Genomic DNA, 18,629 nt, shown 5'->3' with positions numbered 1-18,629 from the left:
ACCGATCATCCGGCACGCTCGCGCACGGTGCACGCGTCACCGCGCAGTGATCGTCGTCACGACGTCCGTCACGACCGGCCGTCGCGGCGTGGAACCGAACCCGAACCGGACGGGCGGGTCGACGTCCCGCAGGTCCCCCAGCCGTTCCCCGGCCCACTCGGTCCGGGCGCCCGTGATCTCGTGCACGTCCGTCGCGCCGTAGTGCTCGACCCGACCGGGTCCTGCGCTCCCGCGCGTCCGGACACCCCGGAGGGCGACGCGTGCGACGGGGTCGGTGAGCAGCGTCGTCCGGTGGGAGGTAGCGACCCGCCGGGGCACCATGCGCAGGACACGGCCGAGCGCCGTGCGCCGCCCGACGTCGACCCACGCCTCGAGCGGTCCGGCGACCACGTGCCAGTCCTCCGGCCCGGCCACCCGGTGCACGGTGACAGGGCACACCTCGACCCGGTCGAAGCGGTACGTCGTCGCGACGAGGTCAGCGACCTGGTGCGACGGGGCGAGAAGGATGCGCTCGCCGTCGGGCCGCTCCACCATGACGTCGGCGAACGCCCCGAACGGGGACACGTCCCACCTGCCGACGACCAGGCGGGTCCCCGACGCCGTGCCCCACCCGGCGATGCGGCCGCGGAACCGCTGGACGCTCGACATCCACCGAAGCCTAGATCGTCGGGACGAACCCGGTCGAGACGACCGGCCGTCGGCGCCCGACCGGCGCGTCGCCACCACCTCGGCCCGTCCGGAGGGACCATGGCGGGATGGGTGCTGACAGCGAGGTCGCCGATCGGGTCCGGGTCGTGACGAGCAAGGGCGCGGTCGAGGGGACCGTCGCGGACGGAGTCGAGAGGTTCCTCGGGGTGCCGTACGCGGCGCCGCCCTTCCGTGGCCGCCGGTTCGCGTCGCCCGAGCCTGCGCAACCGTGGGACGGCGTGCGGGACGCGACCCGGTACGGCGCCACGTCCCCGCAGTCGCCCTATCCGGGTGCGCTGGGCGCGCTGCTGCCGACCGTGACGATCGCGGGCGAGGACGTCCTGCACGTCAACGTGTGGACCCCGGCCGAGCGGGGCGCCGAGCTGCTGCCCGTCCTCGTGTGGGTGCACGGTGGGTCGCTCTCGCACGGGTCGAACGCGCTCGCGGGTTACGACGGGACACGGTTCGCGCAGGACGGCGTCGTGTTCGTCGGGGTCAACTACCGGCTCGGCGCCGAGGGGTTCTCGGTGCTCGACGGTGCCCCGCGCAACCTGGGCCTGGCCGACCAGCTCGCGGCGCTGGCCTGGGTCCGGGACGAGGTCGCGGCGTTCGGCGGCGACCCGCGGCGCGTGACGCTCGCGGGGCAGTCCGCCGGAGGGAGCACGGTCTCGGCGATCCTCGCGCACCCCTCGGCGCCGGGGCTCGTCGCGCGCGCGATCGTGCAGAGCGGCCCGATGTCCGCACAGCCGCCCGCCCGGGCAGGGCGCATCACGCGCGCCATGGGCAAGGACCTGGCCGTCCCGACGACGAGCGCGGGCTTCGCGACCGTCCTGCCCGAGGCGCTGGTCGCCTCGCAGGACCGGGTGACGGCCGGGGCGACACCGCTCACGGGAGGCCCGGGGTTCGCGCTGTGCCTCGACGACGACCTGGTGCCCCGCACCCCCGAGGACGCGCTCGTCGCGGGGGCCGGGAGCACGATCCCGCTGCTCGTCGGTGCCACGACCGAGGAGTACCGCCTCTGGTTCGTCCCCACGGGACAGCTCGGCACGTTCAAGCGGCTGCACCTCGCGGTTGCCCGTCGCAAGGTGGGGATATCGGCCCGGGCCGTGCGGCTGTTCCGGCGCAACCGGCCCGGGGCGTCCGTAGGGGTCGTCCTCGGGGCGCTCGCCACGGACGTCCTGCTGCGGGTCCCGCTCCAGCGGGTCGCCGACGCCCGCCGGGCCGCGGGAGCGCAGACCTACGTGTACGAGTTCGCGTGGCGCAGCCCGGTCGCCGACCTCGGTGCGGCCCACGCCGTCGAGCTGGGCTTCGTGTTCGACGGCCTGGGGACGCCCGACTCGCGGGCGCTCGCCGGGCCGGACGCCCCGCAGTCGCTGGCGACCGCGATGCACTCGGCCTGGGTGGGGTTCGCGACGACCGGGGACCCCGGCTGGCAGCGCTGGGACGAGTCCCGGCCCGTGCGGGTCTTCGACGGCGAGGGCGACCCCGTGGTCCTCGCCCCGCGCGACGACGAACGGGCCGCGCTCGACCGTCGCTAGCGGTGCGACGGCCGGCTACGCGAGGACGAGCTTGTCGCCGTCCGCCGGGTGGTCGGCCAGCGCGACGCTGCGGACCGCCGGGTCGTCGTAGGTGTTCCAGTAGTAGGTCGTGGTCCGGGAGGAGAAGAGTCCCGTGTAGATCGTGATCTCGAACTCGCCCGATCCCATCGCGGCGCAGCCGTCGACCATCGCGACCTGCTGCAGCGTGTGGAAGGCCCGGCTGACGTTCTCCTCCTCGGTCGCCTTGCCCGGGTAGTGGGCGTTGACGTACGCGGCGCGGACGAACCGGGACGGCGAGTAGTAGTCCCCGGGGATCCCGCGCATGTGCGATCCCGACCCGAACGGGGTGAGGTGCGCCCTGCCCAGGGTGGTCTCCGGGGGGAAGTCGGGCGAGGTGTTGAGGTAGTTGCGCAGGTTCTCGTGGTGCCACGCGAACCCGGGCTGGTTCGTCAGGACGTCGACGTCGTCGTCGAAGACGTGCATGCCGTCGCTCGTGTGCTCGACCACGATGGCGCGGTGCGCGTCGGCGATGATCCAGTGGAGCAGCGAGCTCGGGTACTTGTCGTTGATCGGCTTGTCGACGATCACCACGTCGTGGAGCGCCGCTTCCACCTCGTCCACGCTCGCGAACTGCGAGCTCACCCACAGCGGGAACTCGTACGCGGCGACGTTGACCGCTCCGTCGACGGGCCCGGGGGCGTACGCCGCGTACCCCGGGAAGTTGAGCCCGGCGACGGCCAGGCCCGCGTCGTTGCCGCAGTCGAAGTAGAGGGGGGTGTCCTCCTCCACGATGCCCATGCCGATGGTCGCGTGCCTGATGCTGGGCACCGCGCCGAACGGCGACCTCGGGGCGTAGCCCGTGGGCGTCAGCACGACCTGCTCACCGTAACCGCTGGTCCAGTCGAGGTTTCGTGCGAGATAGACGTTGTCCTGGCCGTCCGAGAACCTGATTCCCGTGCACATGGCGATGCCCCTGTCGTCGTCGATGCAGGTTGCGGCCGGCGCGGCTCGTGGTGCCGTGGCTCGTGCCGCCTTCCTCCCATGGTCGTGCCTGGGGGAGGATCTCGCCCAGCGGCGGCGGGCACGGCCCCGGGGCCCGCTCCACGGGCGGGGTCCGCACCGGCGACTTGGTCGATCCGCCCACCCGGGGGAATGATCGACCCATGCTCACCCTCACCGGAGCCGCCGGCTCGCGCATCGTCGGGATCGGTCACCACCAGCCCGAGAAGACGCTCACCAACGACGACATCGCGCAGCTGGTCGAGACCAACGACGAGTGGATCCGGTCCCGCACCGGGATCGTGACGCGACACGTCGCGGCCGAGGACGAGACGGTCGCCGACATGGCCACCGCCGCTGCCCGGCACGCCCTGCAGGACGCCGGTGTCGCGGCGAGCGAGGTCGACATGGTCATCGTCGCGACGGCCACGGCCCGTGACCGCTCGCCCAACACGGCGGGCCGCGTGGCGTACAACCTGCGCACGGGCGTCATGCCCGGCCAGTCCACGCCCGAGGAGGAGGACGCGCCCGACCTGCGCGGCGTCGTCGGGCCCGTGATCCTGGACGTCAACGTCGCGTGCTCGGGCTTCGCGCACGCCCTGGCGCTCGCGGACCAGGCGATCCGCACGGGCTCCGCGACGACGGCCCTCGTGATCGGCGCCGAGAAGCTCACCGACTTCACCGACTGGACCGACCGCGTGACGTGCATCCTCACGGCCGACGGCGCGGGCGCGTTCGTCGTCCAGGGCACCGACACCCCGGGGATCGGGCCGGTCGCGTGGGGCTCGGAGCCCGAGCTCACCCCGGCCGTGCTCATCGAGGCACCGGACGAGAAGTTCGTGCAGGACGGGCGGGCGGTGTTCCGCTGGGCCATCACGCGCGCGGCGGACCGGGCGCGGGCCGCGGTCGAGAAGTCGGGCCTGACGCTCGACGACATCGAGGTGCTCGTCGCGCACCAGGCGAACCTGCGCATCATCGAGCCGCTCGCGAAGGCGCTGGGCCTCGAGGACAAGGTCGTCGTCACGGACATCACCGAGTCGGGCAACACGTCTGCCGCGAGCATCCCGCTGGGCCTGTCGAAGTGGTGGCACTCGGGCAAGGTCCCCGCAGGGGTGCCCGCGCTGCTCATCGGCTTCGGCGGCGGCTTCGCGTGGGCCGGGCAGGTCGTGCAGACGCCCACGCGCTGACCCGCCCCAGGGCCGCCGCGACGCCGGCCCGGCGTCGTGCCACGCTGGGCGCATGGCTGGTGACCAGCGGGTCCGTCGACTGCGCCGCGAGGCGTGGGGGTTCGTCGTCGGGTCGTTGTGCTTCCTGGTGGGCGCGCTGCCGCCCTACGCCGACGCGGTGGGGCCGGTCCTGGTGGGCGTGACGTTCTGCGTGGGGTCGGTGTTCTTCACGTTCGCCGCGACGGTGCAGCTGAGCCTGAGCGGTCGGCGGGTCCCGCGGCGGGGCGCGAACCCGGCCGACCGGTGGGACTGGTGGTCGGCGGCGGTCCAGCTCGTCGGGACGGTGTTCTTCAACATCAGCACGGCGGCGGCCCTGGGTGGGGCGATCGACGACCCGGAGCGGCTGGGGGCGGGATGGCGTCCCGACGCGTACGGGTCGGTCGCGTTCCTCGTCTCGAGCGCGTTCGCGGTCGTCGCGACGAGGGACCGCGGGAACCTGTGGGACACGGACGCGCGCACGTGGCACGGGACGTGGCTCAACCTCGTGGGGTCGGTCCTCTTCGGCGCGTCGGCCGTGGGGGCGTACGTGGTGCCGCAGACGGACTCGTTGGTGAGCGCGTACTGGGCGAACATGGGCACGTTGCTCGGAGCGCTGTGCTTCCTCGTGGCGGCGCTGCTGTCCCGGCGGACGATCCCCGCACCTGCGGTCGCGGGCTAGCGCGGGGCGCGTGCCCGTGTCGAGGACGCGGCGTCCATGCCCTGCACGACGACGGCGCACCGGTCCTCGTCGTGGCTCGCCCCGTCTGCGGCGAGGTCGAGCAGGCGGCGCAGGGTCGCGCGGTCGGCGCGGTCGAGGCCTCCGAGCAGGTCCTCCTCGGCTGCGGCGACGCGAGCGTCGAGGTCCGCGAGGACCTCGCGCCCCTTGGCGGTCGCGACGATGCGCCGGGTCCGGCGGTCGGTCGGGTCGGCCTGGCGTTCGACGAGGTCGCAGCCGACGTACTTGTCGATGAGGTAGGTCATGACGGTCCGGTCGATGCCGAGGCGTGCGGCGAGCGCGGCCTGGCTGGGCGGGGTGTCGTGCACGACGGCGGAGAGCACCTGGTAGCAGCGCGTCCCGTCGGGCAGGTCCTCGGCGAGCGAGTCGACGCGCGCGCTCCACTCGCGCAGGAGCGCGGTGAGCGACCAGCCGAGGGGGCTGGGGGTGCGGGTGGTGTCCGGCGTCGCGAGGGTCACGGGACCAGGATACATCGGAATGATCTCGATGGAAGATGAGTTGCTGGTGATATCGTCTGTAACTCAGACGATCTTTGGAGACGACCGCCGCCCCCGCGGCACACGGAGCGCGCACGCATGACGGACTACGGCCACGACCTCATCCTCGGGACCTTCCTGACCCCGCAGAACAGCGACCCGCAGGCGCCCGTGCGCCTCGCGCAGATCACCGAGAACTCCGGGCTCGACCTCGTGACCTTCCAGGACCACCCCTACCAGCCCTCCTTCCTCGACGCCTGGACGCTCATGACCTGGGTCGCCGCCGCGACCGAGCGTGTGCACGTCGCGGCCAACGTCCACAACCTGCCGCTGCGCCCGCCGGCCGTCCTGGCCCGCGCGGCCGCGAGCCTCGACCTGCTCTCGGGCGGACGCTTCGCCATGGGGCTGGGTGCGGGCGCGTTCTGGGACGCGATCGAGGCCATGGGAGCCCAGCGCCTGACACCGGGCGAGGCCGTCACGGCCCTCGACGAGGCCGTCGACATCATCCGCGGCATCTGGGACACGAGCGACCGCACCCCGCTGCGCGTGCACGGCACGCACCACCAGGTCGATGGCGCCAAGCGGGGCCCGGCCCCCGCGCACGACATCCCGATCTGGATCGGCGCCGTCAAGCCGCGCATGCAGCGGCTCATCGGCCGCAAGGGCGACGGCTGGCTGCCCTCGATGTCCTACCTCCAGCCCGGCGACCTCGCCAAGGGCAACACCGTGATCGACGAGGCCGCCCTCGCGGCCGGTCGCGACCCCAGCGCGGTGCGCCGCATGGTCAACATCAACGGCAGGTTCACGCCGAACCGCCTCGGCTACCTCCAGGGCCCGGCCGAGCAGTGGGTCGAGGAGCTCGGCAACCTCGCGCTCGAGGACGGCGTCTCGGGGTTCGTCCTCGCGACCGACGACCCGCGCGAGATCCAGGTCTTCGGCGAGGAGGTCGCCCCGGCGCTGCGCGAGCTCGTCGCGACCGAGCGCCGGTCGGCGGGCACGGCTCCGGCCGGTCGCCGTCGCGGCACCCTGGCGCTGGCGGCCCGTCGCGACGGGATCGACTACGACGGCCTGCCCGCGTCGCTGGCCGAGCGCGCCGTCGAGCCCGGCGACCGCGCCTACGACTCGGTCCGCCACACCTACATGCGCTCGGGCGCCCCGGGCGTCGTGCTCCGCCCGCGCACCGCGGACGAGGTCGCCGAGGCCGTCGTCTGGGCCGGCGAGCAGGGTGTGCCGCTCGCGGTCCGCTCGGCGGGCCACGGCATCAGCGGCCGGTCGACCAACGACGGTGGCGTGCTCCTCGACGTCGGGGCCCTGGACCAGGTCACCGTGCCCGACGGCGGCTCGCACCGCGTGCGCCTGGGCGCGGGCGGGACGTGGGGCCAGGTCGCCGAGGTGCTCTCCCCGCACGGGCTCGCGATCAGCTCGGGCGACTCGGGCGGCGTGGGCGTCGGCGGCATCGCCACGACCGGAGGCATCGGCCTGATGGGCCGCAAGCACGGCCTGACGATCGACCACGTGGTCGCGGCGCAGGTCGTGACCGCGGATGGTCGGGTGCGTGTCGTCGACGCCGAGAACGACCCCGCGCTCTTCTGGGCCCTGCGCGGGGCGGGCGGCAACATGGGCGTCGTGACCTGGGTCGACGTCGAGGCGACACCCGTGACCGACCTCGTCTACTCGACCATGGTGCTCGACGCGTCGGACACCGCAGGTCTGCTCGAACGCTGGGCCGCGACCGTCGAGTCGGCGCCCCGCGAGCTCACGAGCTTCCTGCACATGAGCGGGGCTCGTGGTGGTCGCGGCCCCATGGCCCAGCTCATGACCGTGTGGGCCGACGACGACACGGGGGCCGCGATCCGTGCGCTCGAGGCCCTTGCCGACTCGGCCCCGCTGCTCGACCACCAGGCCGTGCTGACGCCGTACTCGGGCATCGTGCGCCGCGCCGACGCCCAGCACTCGGGCGGAGGCGAGCCCGCCTCTCGCTCGGGTCTGATCGAGCACGTCGACCGGGCCACGGCCCGCGACCTCGCCCGCTTCCTGGACGGCGGCGGCGCGCAGCTCCTCCAGCTCCGCGCGGTCGGCGGGGCGGTCAACGACGTCGCGCCCGACGCGACGGCGTACGCGCACCGCACGCAGAACTTCTCCGTCGCGGCCTTCGGGTCGCGCCGCGGGCCCGGGGGGATCGACGGCGCGTGGGACGAGCTCGTGCACCCGCACACCGACGGGCTCTACCTCTCGTTCGAGACCGACACCCGTCCCGAGCGCCTGCGCGAGGCGTTCCCCGAGCCGACGCTCTCGCGCCTGCGCCAGGTCAAGCGTCAGGTCGACCCGACGAACCTGTTCTCGGCGAACTTCCCGATCCCGCCGGCCGACGCCTGACCCCTCCGACGGGACGTCGCCCCGACGGACCGCGACCCTCGGCGGGAGCGCCCTGCGTGGGCAGGTCAGCCGACCAGGACGAAGTCCTCGTCGAGGACCGTCCCGCGGTGCGGCTTGTAGAGGTCGTACCCGCGCGGGTTGCACTGGAGACCGCCGTTGATGCACTGCTTCACGAGCGCGGCGAGCACGTCCGGCTCCCAGGCGTTGACGAAGTCGTAGTGCCACGACTGGTCAGAGCCGCTGGCCAGCCGCACGTCCGACATGTCGCCGCTCACGGGCCAGGCGATCTTGAACTCGAGCATGGGCACCGCGACCGGGTGGGTCAGGGGGCACTGGCCCGCGACCGGGTAGGCCATGTGCGTACCGTGCCCCATGTGCGAGGCCGCACCGGGAGTCAGGTGAATGCCGTCCCAGCAGCTCGGCGACTGGTAGCGCAGGTTGAGCTGGCTTCCCGGGGCGCAGTGGTCCGGGATCGACCAGCTCTTGGAGATCTCGCCGCACTCCCAGCCCTCGACCGCGCCCGGGGCCGTGCGGAACGAGTCGACCGTGGCCATCATGTCGCCCGCGACGAACTCCAGGCCCGCGGGGAACGGGACGACCTGGGTGTAGTCGTCGATCCCCGACTTGTAGTAGATCGTCATGGGGATGTCCGGTGCGACCGGGGTGTCCCCGCGGTACAGCGCGGGGAACCAGTACGACGAGTGGTCCTGGGGGACCGTGCACGTCGAGTCGGTGCTCGCGAAGAGCGACTCCGGGGTCGTGAAGGCGTTCGTCGACCGGTTGCCGACGAACGTGTGCAGGTGCGATGCGCCGGGCTGCCCCGGGAAGACGATGGGGTCGTCGTTCGCGAAGTGCGAGAACGAGCAGTTCGCCTGGAACTCGTGGTGCGTGACCTCGTCGTCGAACACCGGGGTCTCGGGGACCTCGACGGGCGTGCCGTCGCCGAAGACCTGGAGCTCGAACAGCGAGTAGCCGTAGCCCGTGGCGCGCTGGGTCCCGACGAGCTGGACGTACCGGCCCGTCGCCTCGACGTCGAGGGACTGGAGCCCGCCCGTGCCGGCCGTCACGGTCGCCGCCGTCGACCAGGTCGTGGCGTCGTCGGACACCTGGATCGTGAACGCCCTGCCGTACGCGGCCTCCCAGTCGAGGACCACGCGGTCGAGCGCGTACGAGCCGCCCAGGTCCACGCGGAACCACTGGTCGTCGCCCGGCGAGCTGGCCCACCGGGTCGACCGGTCGCCGTCGACCGCGAACCGCGGACCGAGCCCGCCGGACTCGGAGCTCGACGCCTCCGTCGCGGCGCCCTGCGAGAGCAGGGTCCCGGGTGCGGCGGTCGCCGGACCGGCCACGCCGAGCGCGACCGCGGACGAGGTGACCAGAGCGGCCACGGCGAGCGACCCGACCAGGGCGCGCGTGCGCCGTCGGGCACGGGGAGCCGGGCGGGACGTGTGCCCGCGCGCGAGGCGGGACGTGGGAACGGTGCGGTGCATGCTTCCTCCTGTGACGTCGTCGTCGGGAGGTCGCGCCGGAGCGCGACGCGCCCACCACCGTGCGGTGGCCCCCGGGCGCGGGTCCGGGTGGGAGCAGGGGCGCTGCTCCCACCCGGGGTCTCGTCAGCGCTGGTAGATGCCGAGCTCGAAGAGCGAGTAGCCCCACTCGGTGCCGCGCTCCGTGAGGTTCAGGCGCACGTAGCGTCCGGACCCCGCGACGTCGAGGTCGTCGACGCCGCCGTTGCCGCCCGTGACGGTCTTGACGGTCGACCACGTCGAGCCGTCGTTCGAGGTCTGGACCTCGTACGACGTCCCGTAGGCCGCCTCCCACACGAGCTGGAGGTGGTCGAAGGACCGGACCGAGCCCAGGTCGACCTGGAACCAGGCCGACGGGCCCCACTGGCTCGCCCAGCGCGTGCCCAGGTGTCCGTCGACCGCGCGGGCTGCCGAGAAGTCGCCGTTCCACGGGTCGAAGCTCGACGCGGTGGCGGCCTTGCCCAGCGCGATGTTCGTGCCCTGGACCGCGGGCGGCACGACGCGCAGCGAGCGCGTCTCGACGCCCACGTTGCCCCGACCGTCCTCGGCGAACACGTAGACCTTCCACACGCCCAGGCGCTCGGGTGCGGTGACGGTGAACCTCCCGGGGGCGGTCTGCGTGAGCGCGGTCCAGGCGAGCCCGCCGGCCCCGTCGATGTACTTGCTGTTGAAGAAGGCGACGTAGTTGATCGGGTCGCCGTCGGGGTCGGTCGCGGTCAGGTTCAGGTTCACCGTCGACCCGGCCACGACGCTCGTCGAGCCGGGCACGTCCATGCTCCGGATGCGGGGCGGGGTGTTCATCGCGGACGTGTCGACGCCCCACGCCTTGGCGATCGCGTAGTAGCCGAGGCGCTTGTTGTCACCCGGGATCACGTTGAACCAGACGCCGCCGAAGTCGCCCTCGGTGCCGTAGTGGAAGAACGTCGCGCCGAGCGCCTTGCCCTCGTGCTCCATGAGGCACTTCCAGGACGAGACGTACGCCGCGCCCTTCTCGATGTCGGTCGGCTCGTCGGGGACGCCGTTGACGTCGTCCGGCACCTCCCACTCCCCGGCCGCGCCGCCCTCGGTCAGCAGGTAGGGCTTGTCGTAGCCGCCGGCCTCCCAGCTCTCACGGATGTTGCACACGTCGCCGTAGGCGTTGATCGAGAGCAGGTCGAGGTCCGGGGCGTTGGCCTTGAGGTACGGCCAGGCACCCGCCCAGGCGTCGGTGTTGGTCGTGGGGTGGTTCGGGTCGACCTGGTGGATCGCGACGCTGACCTCGTTGACGAACGCGGCGTACGCGTTGCGCTCGGCCTCGAGGACCGTGCCCGAGAAGCAGTTCTGCAGGCCCAGGATCGCCTCGTTGCCGATGTTCCACATCAGGACGCCCGGGTGGTTCTTGTACGTCTCGACCCAGTGGAGGATGTCGGCCTTGGTCGTGGCCTTGTAGCTCGTGTCGGTGGTGTAGCTGATGCACCCGCCCGAGCCCGGACCGCCGCCCGGCAGCAGCCAGAAGCCCATGACCACGCGGACGTCGTGCGCAGCCGCGGAGTCGAGGAGCTGCCGGGTGTCGGCCCCCGTGCCCCACGTGCGGACCGTGTTGGCGCCCGTGGCGACGAGCGGACCCATGTAGTGGTCCGCCGAGGCGAACGCCGGGCCCCAGGTGAACCCCTTGACCGTGTACGGCTTGCCGTCGACCTGCAGGTCCCAGTCGCCGGAGCCGCCCACGACCTTGACGGTGCTCGGGCCGGAGTCGGGCACGGGCACGTTCGGGTGACCCGGGTTCACGTGGTCGGGGTCGGTCGGGTCGACGGGGTCGACCGGGCCGGTCCCCGGCGTGCCGAAGACCTTGAGCTCCCACAGGGAGGTCCCGTAGCCCGTGGCGCGCTGCGTCGCGAGGAGCCGGACGTAGCGACCTGCGCCGGAGACGGCGAGGGTCTCGGCGCCTCCCGGGGAGGACTGCGTCGAGTAGACGTCGGTCCAGGTCGTGGCGTCGTCCGAGACCTGGATCGTGTACGCCTTGGCGTGCGCCGACTCCCACCGGAGCTCCACGCGCTCGATCGTCGCGCGCTGCTGGAGGTCGACCTGGATCCACTGGGGGTCGGACCAGGCGCTGGCCCAACGGGTTCCGGCGTCCCCGTCGACGGCTGCCGAGGCGGGCGTGTAGTCCGCGTTCTCGACCGACGACGCCGTGGCGGGCCTGCCCTGGGACAGGAGGGTCGGGGCCGCCTCGGCCGCTCCGACGGGAACGAGGGTTGCCGAGGCGACGAGCAGCGACAGCGCGATCGCGGTGAGGCTGCGACGTCTCCTGTGCTGCGGGCGGGCAGGGGTGTGCGGGGGTCTCATGTTCTACCTCTCGGGGGAGACGGGAGTCCTGGCCGTCGTCGGTCAGGCTCCGGGAGTCAGTTCTTCGTCGAGCTGGATCCATCTGGGAGAGCGCTCTTACCCGATTTCGGAGTATTCCGGCGTTCCGTGAGCCTGTCAAGGGAACGGTTCCCAGATCCGCGGTGATCGGGTGAATCCCGGTCGGGTGTGGCAGCAAGGTATCCTGACCGTAATCGTTGAAAATCCGGGCATCCTGAACCCCGATGTTGGAGCGCCGGGTGGGAAAGCGCTATCCCACAGGTGCTAGCGTCGCACCGTGACTTCTCCCCGTCCCGCCGCCGGTCCGACGCTCGACGACGTCGCGCGCGTCGCAGGCGTCTCGCGCGCGACCGCGTCGCGCGTCATCAACGGCAAGCGCAAGGTCGCGCCCGACCTCCAGGAGCTCGTGCTGAGCGCGGTCGCCGCGACGGGGTACGCCCCGCACCGCGCGGCCCGCACGCTCGTCACGCGCCGGACCGGGAGCGTCGCGCTCGTGATCTCCGGGACGGACCCCGAGACCGATCCCGCGACCGACCCCGGGTCGGGCGGGAGCCGTTACGCGGGGCACGTGTTCGACGACCCGTTCTTCGGGCGCATCGTCGCGGGCATCGTCCGGGCCCTGCGACCGCACGACGTCCACCCGGTCCTCATGCTGGCCGAGGACGACGCCGCGCGGGCCCAGGTGGTCTCGTACGTGCGGCAGGGGAACGCCGACGGCGTCCTGCACGTCTCGACCCGTGCCGACGACCCGCTGCCCGCGCTCCTGGTCGAGGCCGGACGGCCCGCAGTGCTGTTCGCACGTCCCGCGACGTCGCTCCCGCTCAGCTTCGTCGACCTGGCCAACCGCGACGGGGGAGCGCTGGCCGCCGAGCACTTCCTGGCCGACGGCAGGACCGCGCCGGCGGCGGTCTCGGGGCCGCTGGGGGTGCCCGCGGCGAGCGACCGGCTCGCCGGGTTCCGCGACGCGCTCGCACGGCACGGGCACGCCTACGTGCCCTCGGTCGAGGGGAACTTCACGATAGAGAGCGGCGACGCCGCGATGCGGGCGCTGCTCGAGAGGGCTCCGCACGTCGACGCGGTCTTCGCCGGGAACGACCTCATGGCCCAGGGCGCGATCGACGTGCTCCGGGAGAGCGGGCGACGGGTCCCCGAGGACGTCGCGGTCATCGGCTTCGACGACACCGCGCTCGCGCAGCGCGCCCGCCCCGCCCTGACCACCGTGCGCCAGCCGGTCGAGGAGATGGCGGGGGAGATGGTCCGGCTCCTGCTCGAACGCATCGAGGACCCGTCGCTCGCGGTCCGTTCGGTGCTGTTCGAGCCTGCGCTCGTGGTGCGCGACTCGGCCTGACCGCCGCCGCACCGCAGGCCCTCGGCACGGACGCACTCGTCCGGAATGCAGGCCGCACCCCGAACCCGGACGGTTCGAGGTGCGGCGCTGGTCGTGCGGTGGACCGGTCAGCGGCCGCCGTGCCGGCGACGGGTCGTGGTCAGTGCGACCCCGAGCGTCACCGCCCCGGCCGCGATCGCGAGCGCGACGCCCAGGCTCGCGCCCGTGGTGGCCAGCGCACCAGGCTTGGCGGTGTGGGTCGGACCGGCCTTCTTGTGCTGCCCGGAGACGTGGGACGCCGTGGGCGCAGAGGGCTGCGAGGGCTTCTCGCTGCTCGGGGGCGTGGTCGGCTCGTCGGTGGGTGGTGGCGGACACTCCGGGAACTGCGCCTGGACGCTCGCGGTCCGGTCGCCGTCGGTGACCGTGAAGGCGTAGTCGACCGCCGGGCGGACGTGCTCCGCGGAGAACGCGTCGTGCGCGACGAGCGAGCTCGTGGTGGTGGTGCCGTCGCTCATGGTGACGGTGGCACCGTCTGCGGCGTCCGTCGTGGTGCCCGGGACGGTCGAGCTCCCGTCGGCGGCGACGCACTGCTGGACGTCGAGGGCGATGGTGGGAGCGGGGGGCTCGGGAGGAGGCGGCGTGCACGCGGTGAACGTCTGGACGACGGTGGCTTCGTCGTCGGGCGTCGTGAGGGTGAACGTGTACTCGATCCCGGGGCGGACCCCGGTCGTGGTGAACGCGTCGTCGGTCACGGTCGTGGACGACGTCCCCGAGGGGTCGGTGAAGCTGACCGTGCTGCCGTCCGGGGCGTTGGTCGTCGACCCCGTCACAGGGGTGCTGCCGTCGTCGGCCACGCAGCCGGGGACCTCGAGCGCGACGGTGGGCCGTGCGCGCGGCTCGGGCGGGGGGCGGTGGTTGACGGCCGTCACGGTGACGAACGTCGACGGGTGCGTGGAGTGGACCGCCACGGGGCCGATGAGCACGCCGCCCACCTCGAACTGTCCGACGAGGTCGCGCGTGGCCTGCGGGGCGTAGGGGTTGGCGGAGATGGCTGCGATGTCGGCCGCCGTGAGCGTCCGCGAGGGCAGCGGCGCGGTCAAGGAACCGCGACCCCACCCGTACTCGGACGTCAGCGAGACGCCGGTCATCCCGGCAGCCACCTCGGCGGGGGACAGGTACTCCCAGACCTGGGAGAACCAGCCCGTCATCCACCAGCCGCGGACGGTCCCGTCGGCGCCGGTCTCCCAGGCGAAGTGGCGCGAGGAGCCGACCGGGTCGGTGCCGTTGGCCGAGTAGAAGATCCGGCCGGAGGGGTCGCTGCCGTCGTCGAACGTCTTGGCGATGTCGACCGCGTAGTACTTGTCGATCAGGGTGACTCGCTCACCGTCGACCGGGGCGACCCAGGGCGTCGAGCCCGTGTAGCCCCCGGTCCCGCCGACGAAGGCGGTCGGCTGGCCGCCGGGGCCGACCCACCGGCCGGCCGCGTTCCACGACGAGCCCGACGGGAACCCGCCGCCGTGCCAGATGCCTTCGTTGAGCCCGTACGAGGTGGTGAACGCGGTCGGTGCGCCGTTCGCGGCGAACGCGGTGGGGTAGACCTGGGTCGGCATGGTGGAGTCCGAGGGGACCGTGACCGTGGTGTAGTCGCCCCCGGAGATCGTGTAGACCTGGGACGCGTCGACGGGCGTGCCGTCAGGGAGTCGGCCCGAGGCGAAGGTCACGTAGGAGTCGTACCCCGCGGGTTGGGGCTGGGCCTCGCCGGCGTTCTCGGTCGCGCCGCTGTCGAGACGGTAGATCGTGCCGATCTCCAACGTGGCCGTGTCCGGGTCCGCCTGAGCGGGCGACGCGAGCACCATCCCGGACATGACTGTCAGGGCGGCCGCGCTCACCCCCGCGACCCATCGCGTCGTGTGAATCAGGGAGAACATCTGAGCTCCTTTGGCAGAGTCCGTCCCGGCGCTCGGTGGAGCGAGCAGGACACCGGTGCATCCGAAGGGTGTGTGGATGCACCAGGAAAGACCCCTGCCTCATCGGCATCTTGACGCGAGATGTGGGTGTGATCTGCCTCACGCGCCGAGCGGGAGTCGGAGGGGCGTGCGCGCAGGCACCCGGACGCGCCGAGGCCCGGCCGCCCCGACGACGAGGATCGCGGGACGGCCGGGCCGATCGACAGAACGGTCAGGCGGTCAGCACGTCCTCCCGTCGAACGTCGCGGGCACGACCGTCGTGACCGTCTTCCCGGCCACGGTGCCCGTCGCGGTCACCGAGGTGCTGCCCGCCGCGACCGAGGTCGTCCGGGCGTTGAAGGACTGCGCCGCGAGCCGGCCGCCCGCCACCTGGGAGAACGACTTGGTGCCGTAGGGCGTCGCGAGGGCGACGTCGACGGGCGCCCCCTCCTCGTTGGTCGCCGTGACCGCGAGCTGGACCTTGCCGGCCACGCAGCGGGTGACGGCCGAGGCCCGCACGTCGAGCGCCGCCGCGGGTGTCACGTCGACGCCACCGTAGTGGTCGACGTAGCTCGGGATGGTGTCCGGTCCGTCTGCGCGCGGGCCGACCCCGTTGATGACGGCGTCGAAGATGCCCTCGCCGCCGAGCGAGACGACGAGCAGGTGGTGCATCTTGACCCCGGCGACCTGGGGGACCTCGAAGCCGCCGTCGACGACGATCTCGGTCTCCTCGGTGTCGGACGTGAAGTTCGAGTAGGAGCCCAGGCCCCAGGCCTCGTGGTTCTTCACGTCGTCGGCGACCTTGTAGGCGGCCCAGCCGCGCGTGTCACCGTTCTGCCAGGCCGCCTGGTCCGGGACGTCGTAGGGCAGCTCGTTCTGGTAGAACACGGTCCTGCCCCGCTCCCCGTTCCACAGGGTGTTGTACTTCTGGTAGTGCTCGACGAACAGGCCGTACGCCGAGACGTCGTCCCCGTTCACCACGAACCCGTAGTCGGACGTGTTGAGGTCCCAGCCGATGCCCTCGCCGTGGTCGCCGCGCCACGACCACACGTGGTCGACGATCGTGTCGTCGGCATGGATGATCATGGCCGCGTCGACCTTGCCCGCGACGGCGCCGCCCACGCGCATGAACACGTCGTGCAGGACGATCGGGTCGTCCGAGTGGTCGGTGTGCACGCCCTCGTCACCGACGACGAACAGCGCCGGGGACTCGGTGACCGCGGCGTCGAACAGGATGCCCGCGACCGTGATGCCGTCCTCGTCGGCCACGTGCATGCCGACGCCCCCGTGCTCGGGGATGATCGTCGCGTAGCCGAGGCCCAGGACGACCGTGCCGGGGTCGTCCACCTGGATCGTCTGGTCCACGCGGTAGACGCCGGGCGTCAGGAGCAGGTTCTTGCCCGAGGCCAGGGCCGCGTTGATCTCGGCGGCCGTGTCGCCCTCCTTGGCCACGAAGAAGTCGTCGAGCGGGATCGAGGTGCCGGCCGTGTGGCCGTTCTTCCACGTCGTGCCGGTCGTGCCCTCGCGCAGCTCGGGGACGAACACGGCCCACTCGTCGCCGTCGAGGTAGAGGTACGGCTTCTCGCGGACGGTGCCCGTGGTGTCGAGCTTCGTCACCGGGGGAGCGGGCCACGTCGCGGCCGTGGGCAGCGTGCCCTCGACGCCCGAGTAGACCATGTTCCAGACGCCTCCCTTCCACTCGCCGACCGAGCTGTCGCGGGCGTACCACTGCTGCTGGGTCCAGGACTCGACGACACCGGTCACGTTGGAGTCGGCGATGTAGCCGCCCGACGACCAGCCGTAGGCCGACGAGTCGAGCTGGAGCCCGCCGTTGACCTGGATGCGGCGGAACGGAGCCGCCTGGGACGTGGCCCAGCGGGCCATGCCGTCGTCCGGGGTGATGGACAGGTTCTCGGCCGAGCGCCAGAAGTTCTGGGTCGCGTTGCCGCCGAACCACTGCGCGTCGACCCAGTCCCCGCCGTGCAGGGTCACGTCGGTCGGGTCCTGGCCCACGCCGGAGAGCGAGGTGTAGAAGCCGATGCGGGCGTCGACGTCGTACTCACCGGGCGTGAACAGGAACTGGTAGCGACCGGGGCCGAACTGGTCCTGCTCCTGCTGGGCGAAGACGGTGTCGATCTGGTGCTGGATCGCGGAGTCCGGCATCGACGGGTCGAACACGAGGACGTTCGGGCCGAACAGGTCGGTCGTCGGGTCGATCGAGGCGCCGGGGGTGAGCACGCGGAGCTCGTAGATCGAGTAGCCGAACGTCGTGCCGCGGGCGATGCCCTGCCAGCGCACGTACCGGGCCGAGGTCGTGTCGAACGTGACGACGTCGGTCCCGCCGTCCTGGCCGCGCGCCTGGGCGGCCGTCGTCCACGTGGCACCGTCGGCCGAGACCTGGACGTCGTAGTCCTTGCCGTACGCGCCCTCCCACAGGATGCTCACGCCGCAGACGTCGTTCGACTCGCCCAGGTCCACCTGGAGCCACTCGTCGTCCTGGCCGGTCCAGGTGGTCGTGTCCAGCTCGGAGCCCCAGCGGGTGCTCGTGTTCTGGTCGACCGCCTTGGCCGGGGTCGAGTCGCCCTGCTGGGACGAGGCGGTCGCGGTCGCGCCCGCGGTCACGTCGGTCAGGCAGGCCGTGGGTTCGACCGGGTCGACCGGGTCGACAGGTCCGCCGGCCGGCTCGCCGAACACGCGGAACTCCCACAGCGAGTAGCCGTAGCCCGTGCCGCGGACGTCGCCGAGCAGGCGGACGTAGCGCCCGGTGCCGTCGAGGTCGAGCACGTCGGCGCCCCCGTCGCCGTCGGTCACGGTGCGCACGGTGGTCCAGGTCGAGCCGTCGTCCGAGGTCTGGATGCGGTACCCCTTGCCGTAGGCACCCTCCCAGTCGAGCTCGACGCGGTCGATCGAGGACCGCTGGCCCAGGTCCACCTGGATCCACTGCGGGTCGGCGGCCAGGCTCGACCAGCGGCTGCCGCCGTCGCCGTCGAACGCCTCGGCGGCCTGGTACCCGTTGGGCGACTGCGTCGAGGAGGCCGTCGCGGGCTTGCCCTCGGACAGGAGGGCAGGCCCGTCGGCCGCGGAGGCGGGCACGAGCGGGACGGCGAGGCCTGCGGCTGCGACGGCCAGGGCCAGGGCGGCTCCGGCGCCGCGGCGGGCGCGTGGTCTCCCGCGGTGCGGGGCGGGTGCCGGTGGCGGCACGGTGGGAAGGGGCGAGAAGGGCATCGGTTCTCTCCTAGGTCGTCGTCGACCGCGTCCTGGCTCTACGTCGAGCGGGACGCACGTCGTGAGAGAGCGCTCTCTCACGATGTCGGTCAGTATTCAGGTGAGCGGGACCTCCGTCAAGAGAGCGCTCTCCCGGATGTCGCAGCGCTCGTCCGCGGTGTTCCGGCACCTTCGCCCCAGGACCCACGCCCGACGGCGAGGCGCCCACCCCGGGCCGCGCGCCGCCGTCGGGCACCGCGATGCAC

General features: G+C 72.7%; 12 protein-coding genes. 5 read left to right on the top strand and 7 right to left on the bottom strand.

Annotated features, from left to right (window positions below; translation table 11 throughout):
• Positions 1-36 precede the first annotated feature (36 nt).
• Positions 37-648, bottom strand: a complete 612-nt coding sequence (locus ACFVQ3_RS06635; RefSeq protein WP_387636610.1) for a hypothetical protein — start codon at positions 646-648, stop codon at positions 37-39.
• Positions 649-755: 107 nt separating this feature from the next.
• On the opposite strand from ACFVQ3_RS06635, the gene ACFVQ3_RS06630 reads away from it, so the two are divergent.
• Entirely contained in the window at positions 756-2,225 is a 1,470-nt protein-coding gene (locus ACFVQ3_RS06630; RefSeq protein WP_387636608.1) for a carboxylesterase/lipase family protein, read from the top strand.
• A 15-nt stretch (positions 2,226-2,240) separates the two neighbouring features.
• Here ACFVQ3_RS06630 and bsh read toward each other — a convergent pair whose 3' ends face one another.
• The gene (bsh, locus tag ACFVQ3_RS06625; RefSeq protein ID WP_387636605.1) at positions 2,241-3,188 is read right to left on the bottom strand and encodes a choloylglycine hydrolase; all 948 of its coding nucleotides are present in this window, start codon (positions 3,186-3,188) and stop codon (positions 2,241-2,243) included.
• A 200-nt stretch (positions 3,189-3,388) separates the two neighbouring features.
• On the opposite strand from bsh, the gene ACFVQ3_RS06620 reads away from it, so the two are divergent.
• Together ACFVQ3_RS06620 and ACFVQ3_RS06615 are read left to right on the top strand one after the other, a co-directional pair.
• Positions 3,389-4,411, top strand: coding sequence for a 3-oxoacyl-[acyl-carrier-protein] synthase III C-terminal domain-containing protein (locus tag ACFVQ3_RS06620; RefSeq protein ID WP_387636602.1), 1,023 nt, complete (start codon positions 3,389-3,391; stop codon positions 4,409-4,411).
• A gap of 52 nt (positions 4,412-4,463) precedes the next feature.
• Positions 4,464-5,108: a hypothetical protein gene (locus ACFVQ3_RS06615; RefSeq protein WP_387636600.1), complete on the top strand. Its 645-nt coding sequence runs from the start codon at positions 4,464-4,466 to the stop codon at positions 5,106-5,108.
• Here the strand turns inward: ACFVQ3_RS06615 and ACFVQ3_RS06610 are convergent.
• Complete coding sequence (locus ACFVQ3_RS06610; RefSeq protein WP_387636598.1) at positions 5,105-5,623, bottom strand: MarR family winged helix-turn-helix transcriptional regulator; 519 nt, start codon at positions 5,621-5,623, stop codon at positions 5,105-5,107. The genes ACFVQ3_RS06615 and ACFVQ3_RS06610 overlap by 4 nt on opposite strands.
• Before the next feature lie 117 nt (positions 5,624-5,740).
• On the opposite strand from ACFVQ3_RS06610, the gene ACFVQ3_RS06605 reads away from it, so the two are divergent.
• Complete coding sequence (locus ACFVQ3_RS06605) at positions 5,741-8,017, top strand: LLM class flavin-dependent oxidoreductase (protein WP_387636596.1); 2,277 nt, start codon at positions 5,741-5,743, stop codon at positions 8,015-8,017.
• Between the two features lie 65 nt (positions 8,018-8,082).
• Here ACFVQ3_RS06605 and ACFVQ3_RS06600 read toward each other — a convergent pair whose 3' ends face one another.
• Together ACFVQ3_RS06600 and ACFVQ3_RS06595 are read right to left on the bottom strand one after the other, a co-directional pair.
• Positions 8,083-9,507, bottom strand: a complete 1,425-nt coding sequence (locus ACFVQ3_RS06600; RefSeq protein WP_387636593.1) for a DUF1996 domain-containing protein — start codon at positions 9,505-9,507, stop codon at positions 8,083-8,085.
• A 123-nt stretch (positions 9,508-9,630) separates the two neighbouring features.
• Entirely contained in the window at positions 9,631-11,868 is a 2,238-nt protein-coding gene (locus ACFVQ3_RS06595) for a discoidin domain-containing protein (protein ID WP_387636590.1), read from the bottom strand.
• A gap of 295 nt (positions 11,869-12,163) precedes the next feature.
• Here ACFVQ3_RS06595 and ACFVQ3_RS06590 point away from each other — a divergent pair, with 295 nt between their 5' ends.
• Positions 12,164-13,234 carry a LacI family DNA-binding transcriptional regulator gene (locus tag ACFVQ3_RS06590; RefSeq protein WP_387636588.1) on the top strand — a complete coding sequence of 357 codons (1,071 nt, stop codon included), beginning with the start codon at positions 12,164-12,166 and terminating at the stop codon, positions 13,232-13,234.
• 107 nt (positions 13,235-13,341) lie between these two features.
• Here the strand turns inward: ACFVQ3_RS06590 and ACFVQ3_RS06585 are convergent, their stop codons facing one another.
• Positions 13,342-15,141 (bottom strand): hypothetical protein, encoded by a 1,800-nt coding sequence (locus ACFVQ3_RS06585; RefSeq protein WP_387636585.1) that lies wholly within the window; start codon positions 15,139-15,141, stop codon positions 13,342-13,344.
• A gap of 258 nt (positions 15,142-15,399) precedes the next feature.
• On the bottom strand, positions 15,400-18,384 hold the full coding sequence (locus tag ACFVQ3_RS06580) for a discoidin domain-containing protein (protein WP_387636583.1): 2,985 nt from the start codon (positions 18,382-18,384) through the stop codon (positions 15,400-15,402).
• Positions 18,385-18,629: the final 245 nt, after the last annotated feature.

The sequence above is a fragment of the Oerskovia sp. NPDC057915 genome, assembly GCF_042887685.1.
Taxonomy (GTDB): domain Bacteria; phylum Actinomycetota; class Actinomycetes; order Actinomycetales; family Cellulomonadaceae; genus Oerskovia.
Note: the sequence above shows the minus strand (reverse complement) of the source record. Positions and strands in the feature narration are given on the sequence as shown.

Coding starts and splice junctions, on each gene's coding strand:
- ACFVQ3_RS06635 (WP_387636610.1), bottom strand. CDS start 648: ATGTCGAGCGTCCAGCGGTTCCGCGGCCGCATCGCCGGGTGGGGCACG.
- ACFVQ3_RS06630 (WP_387636608.1), top strand. CDS start 756: ATGGGTGCTGACAGCGAGGTCGCCGATCGGGTCCGGGTCGTGACGAGC.
- bsh (WP_387636605.1), bottom strand. CDS start 3,188: ATGTGCACGGGAATCAGGTTCTCGGACGGCCAGGACAACGTCTATCTC.
- ACFVQ3_RS06620 (WP_387636602.1), top strand. CDS start 3,389: ATGCTCACCCTCACCGGAGCCGCCGGCTCGCGCATCGTCGGGATCGGT.
- ACFVQ3_RS06615 (WP_387636600.1), top strand. CDS start 4,464: ATGGCTGGTGACCAGCGGGTCCGTCGACTGCGCCGCGAGGCGTGGGGG.
- ACFVQ3_RS06605 (WP_387636596.1), top strand. CDS start 5,741: ATGACGGACTACGGCCACGACCTCATCCTCGGGACCTTCCTGACCCCG.
- ACFVQ3_RS06600 (WP_387636593.1), bottom strand. CDS start 9,507: ATGCACCGCACCGTTCCCACGTCCCGCCTCGCGCGCGGGCACACGTCC.
- ACFVQ3_RS06595 (WP_387636590.1), bottom strand. CDS start 11,868: ATGAGACCCCCGCACACCCCTGCCCGCCCGCAGCACAGGAGACGTCGC.
- ACFVQ3_RS06585 (WP_387636585.1), bottom strand. CDS start 15,141: ATGTTCTCCCTGATTCACACGACGCGATGGGTCGCGGGGGTGAGCGCG.
- ACFVQ3_RS06580 (WP_387636583.1), bottom strand. CDS start 18,384: ATGCCCTTCTCGCCCCTTCCCACCGTGCCGCCACCGGCACCCGCCCCG.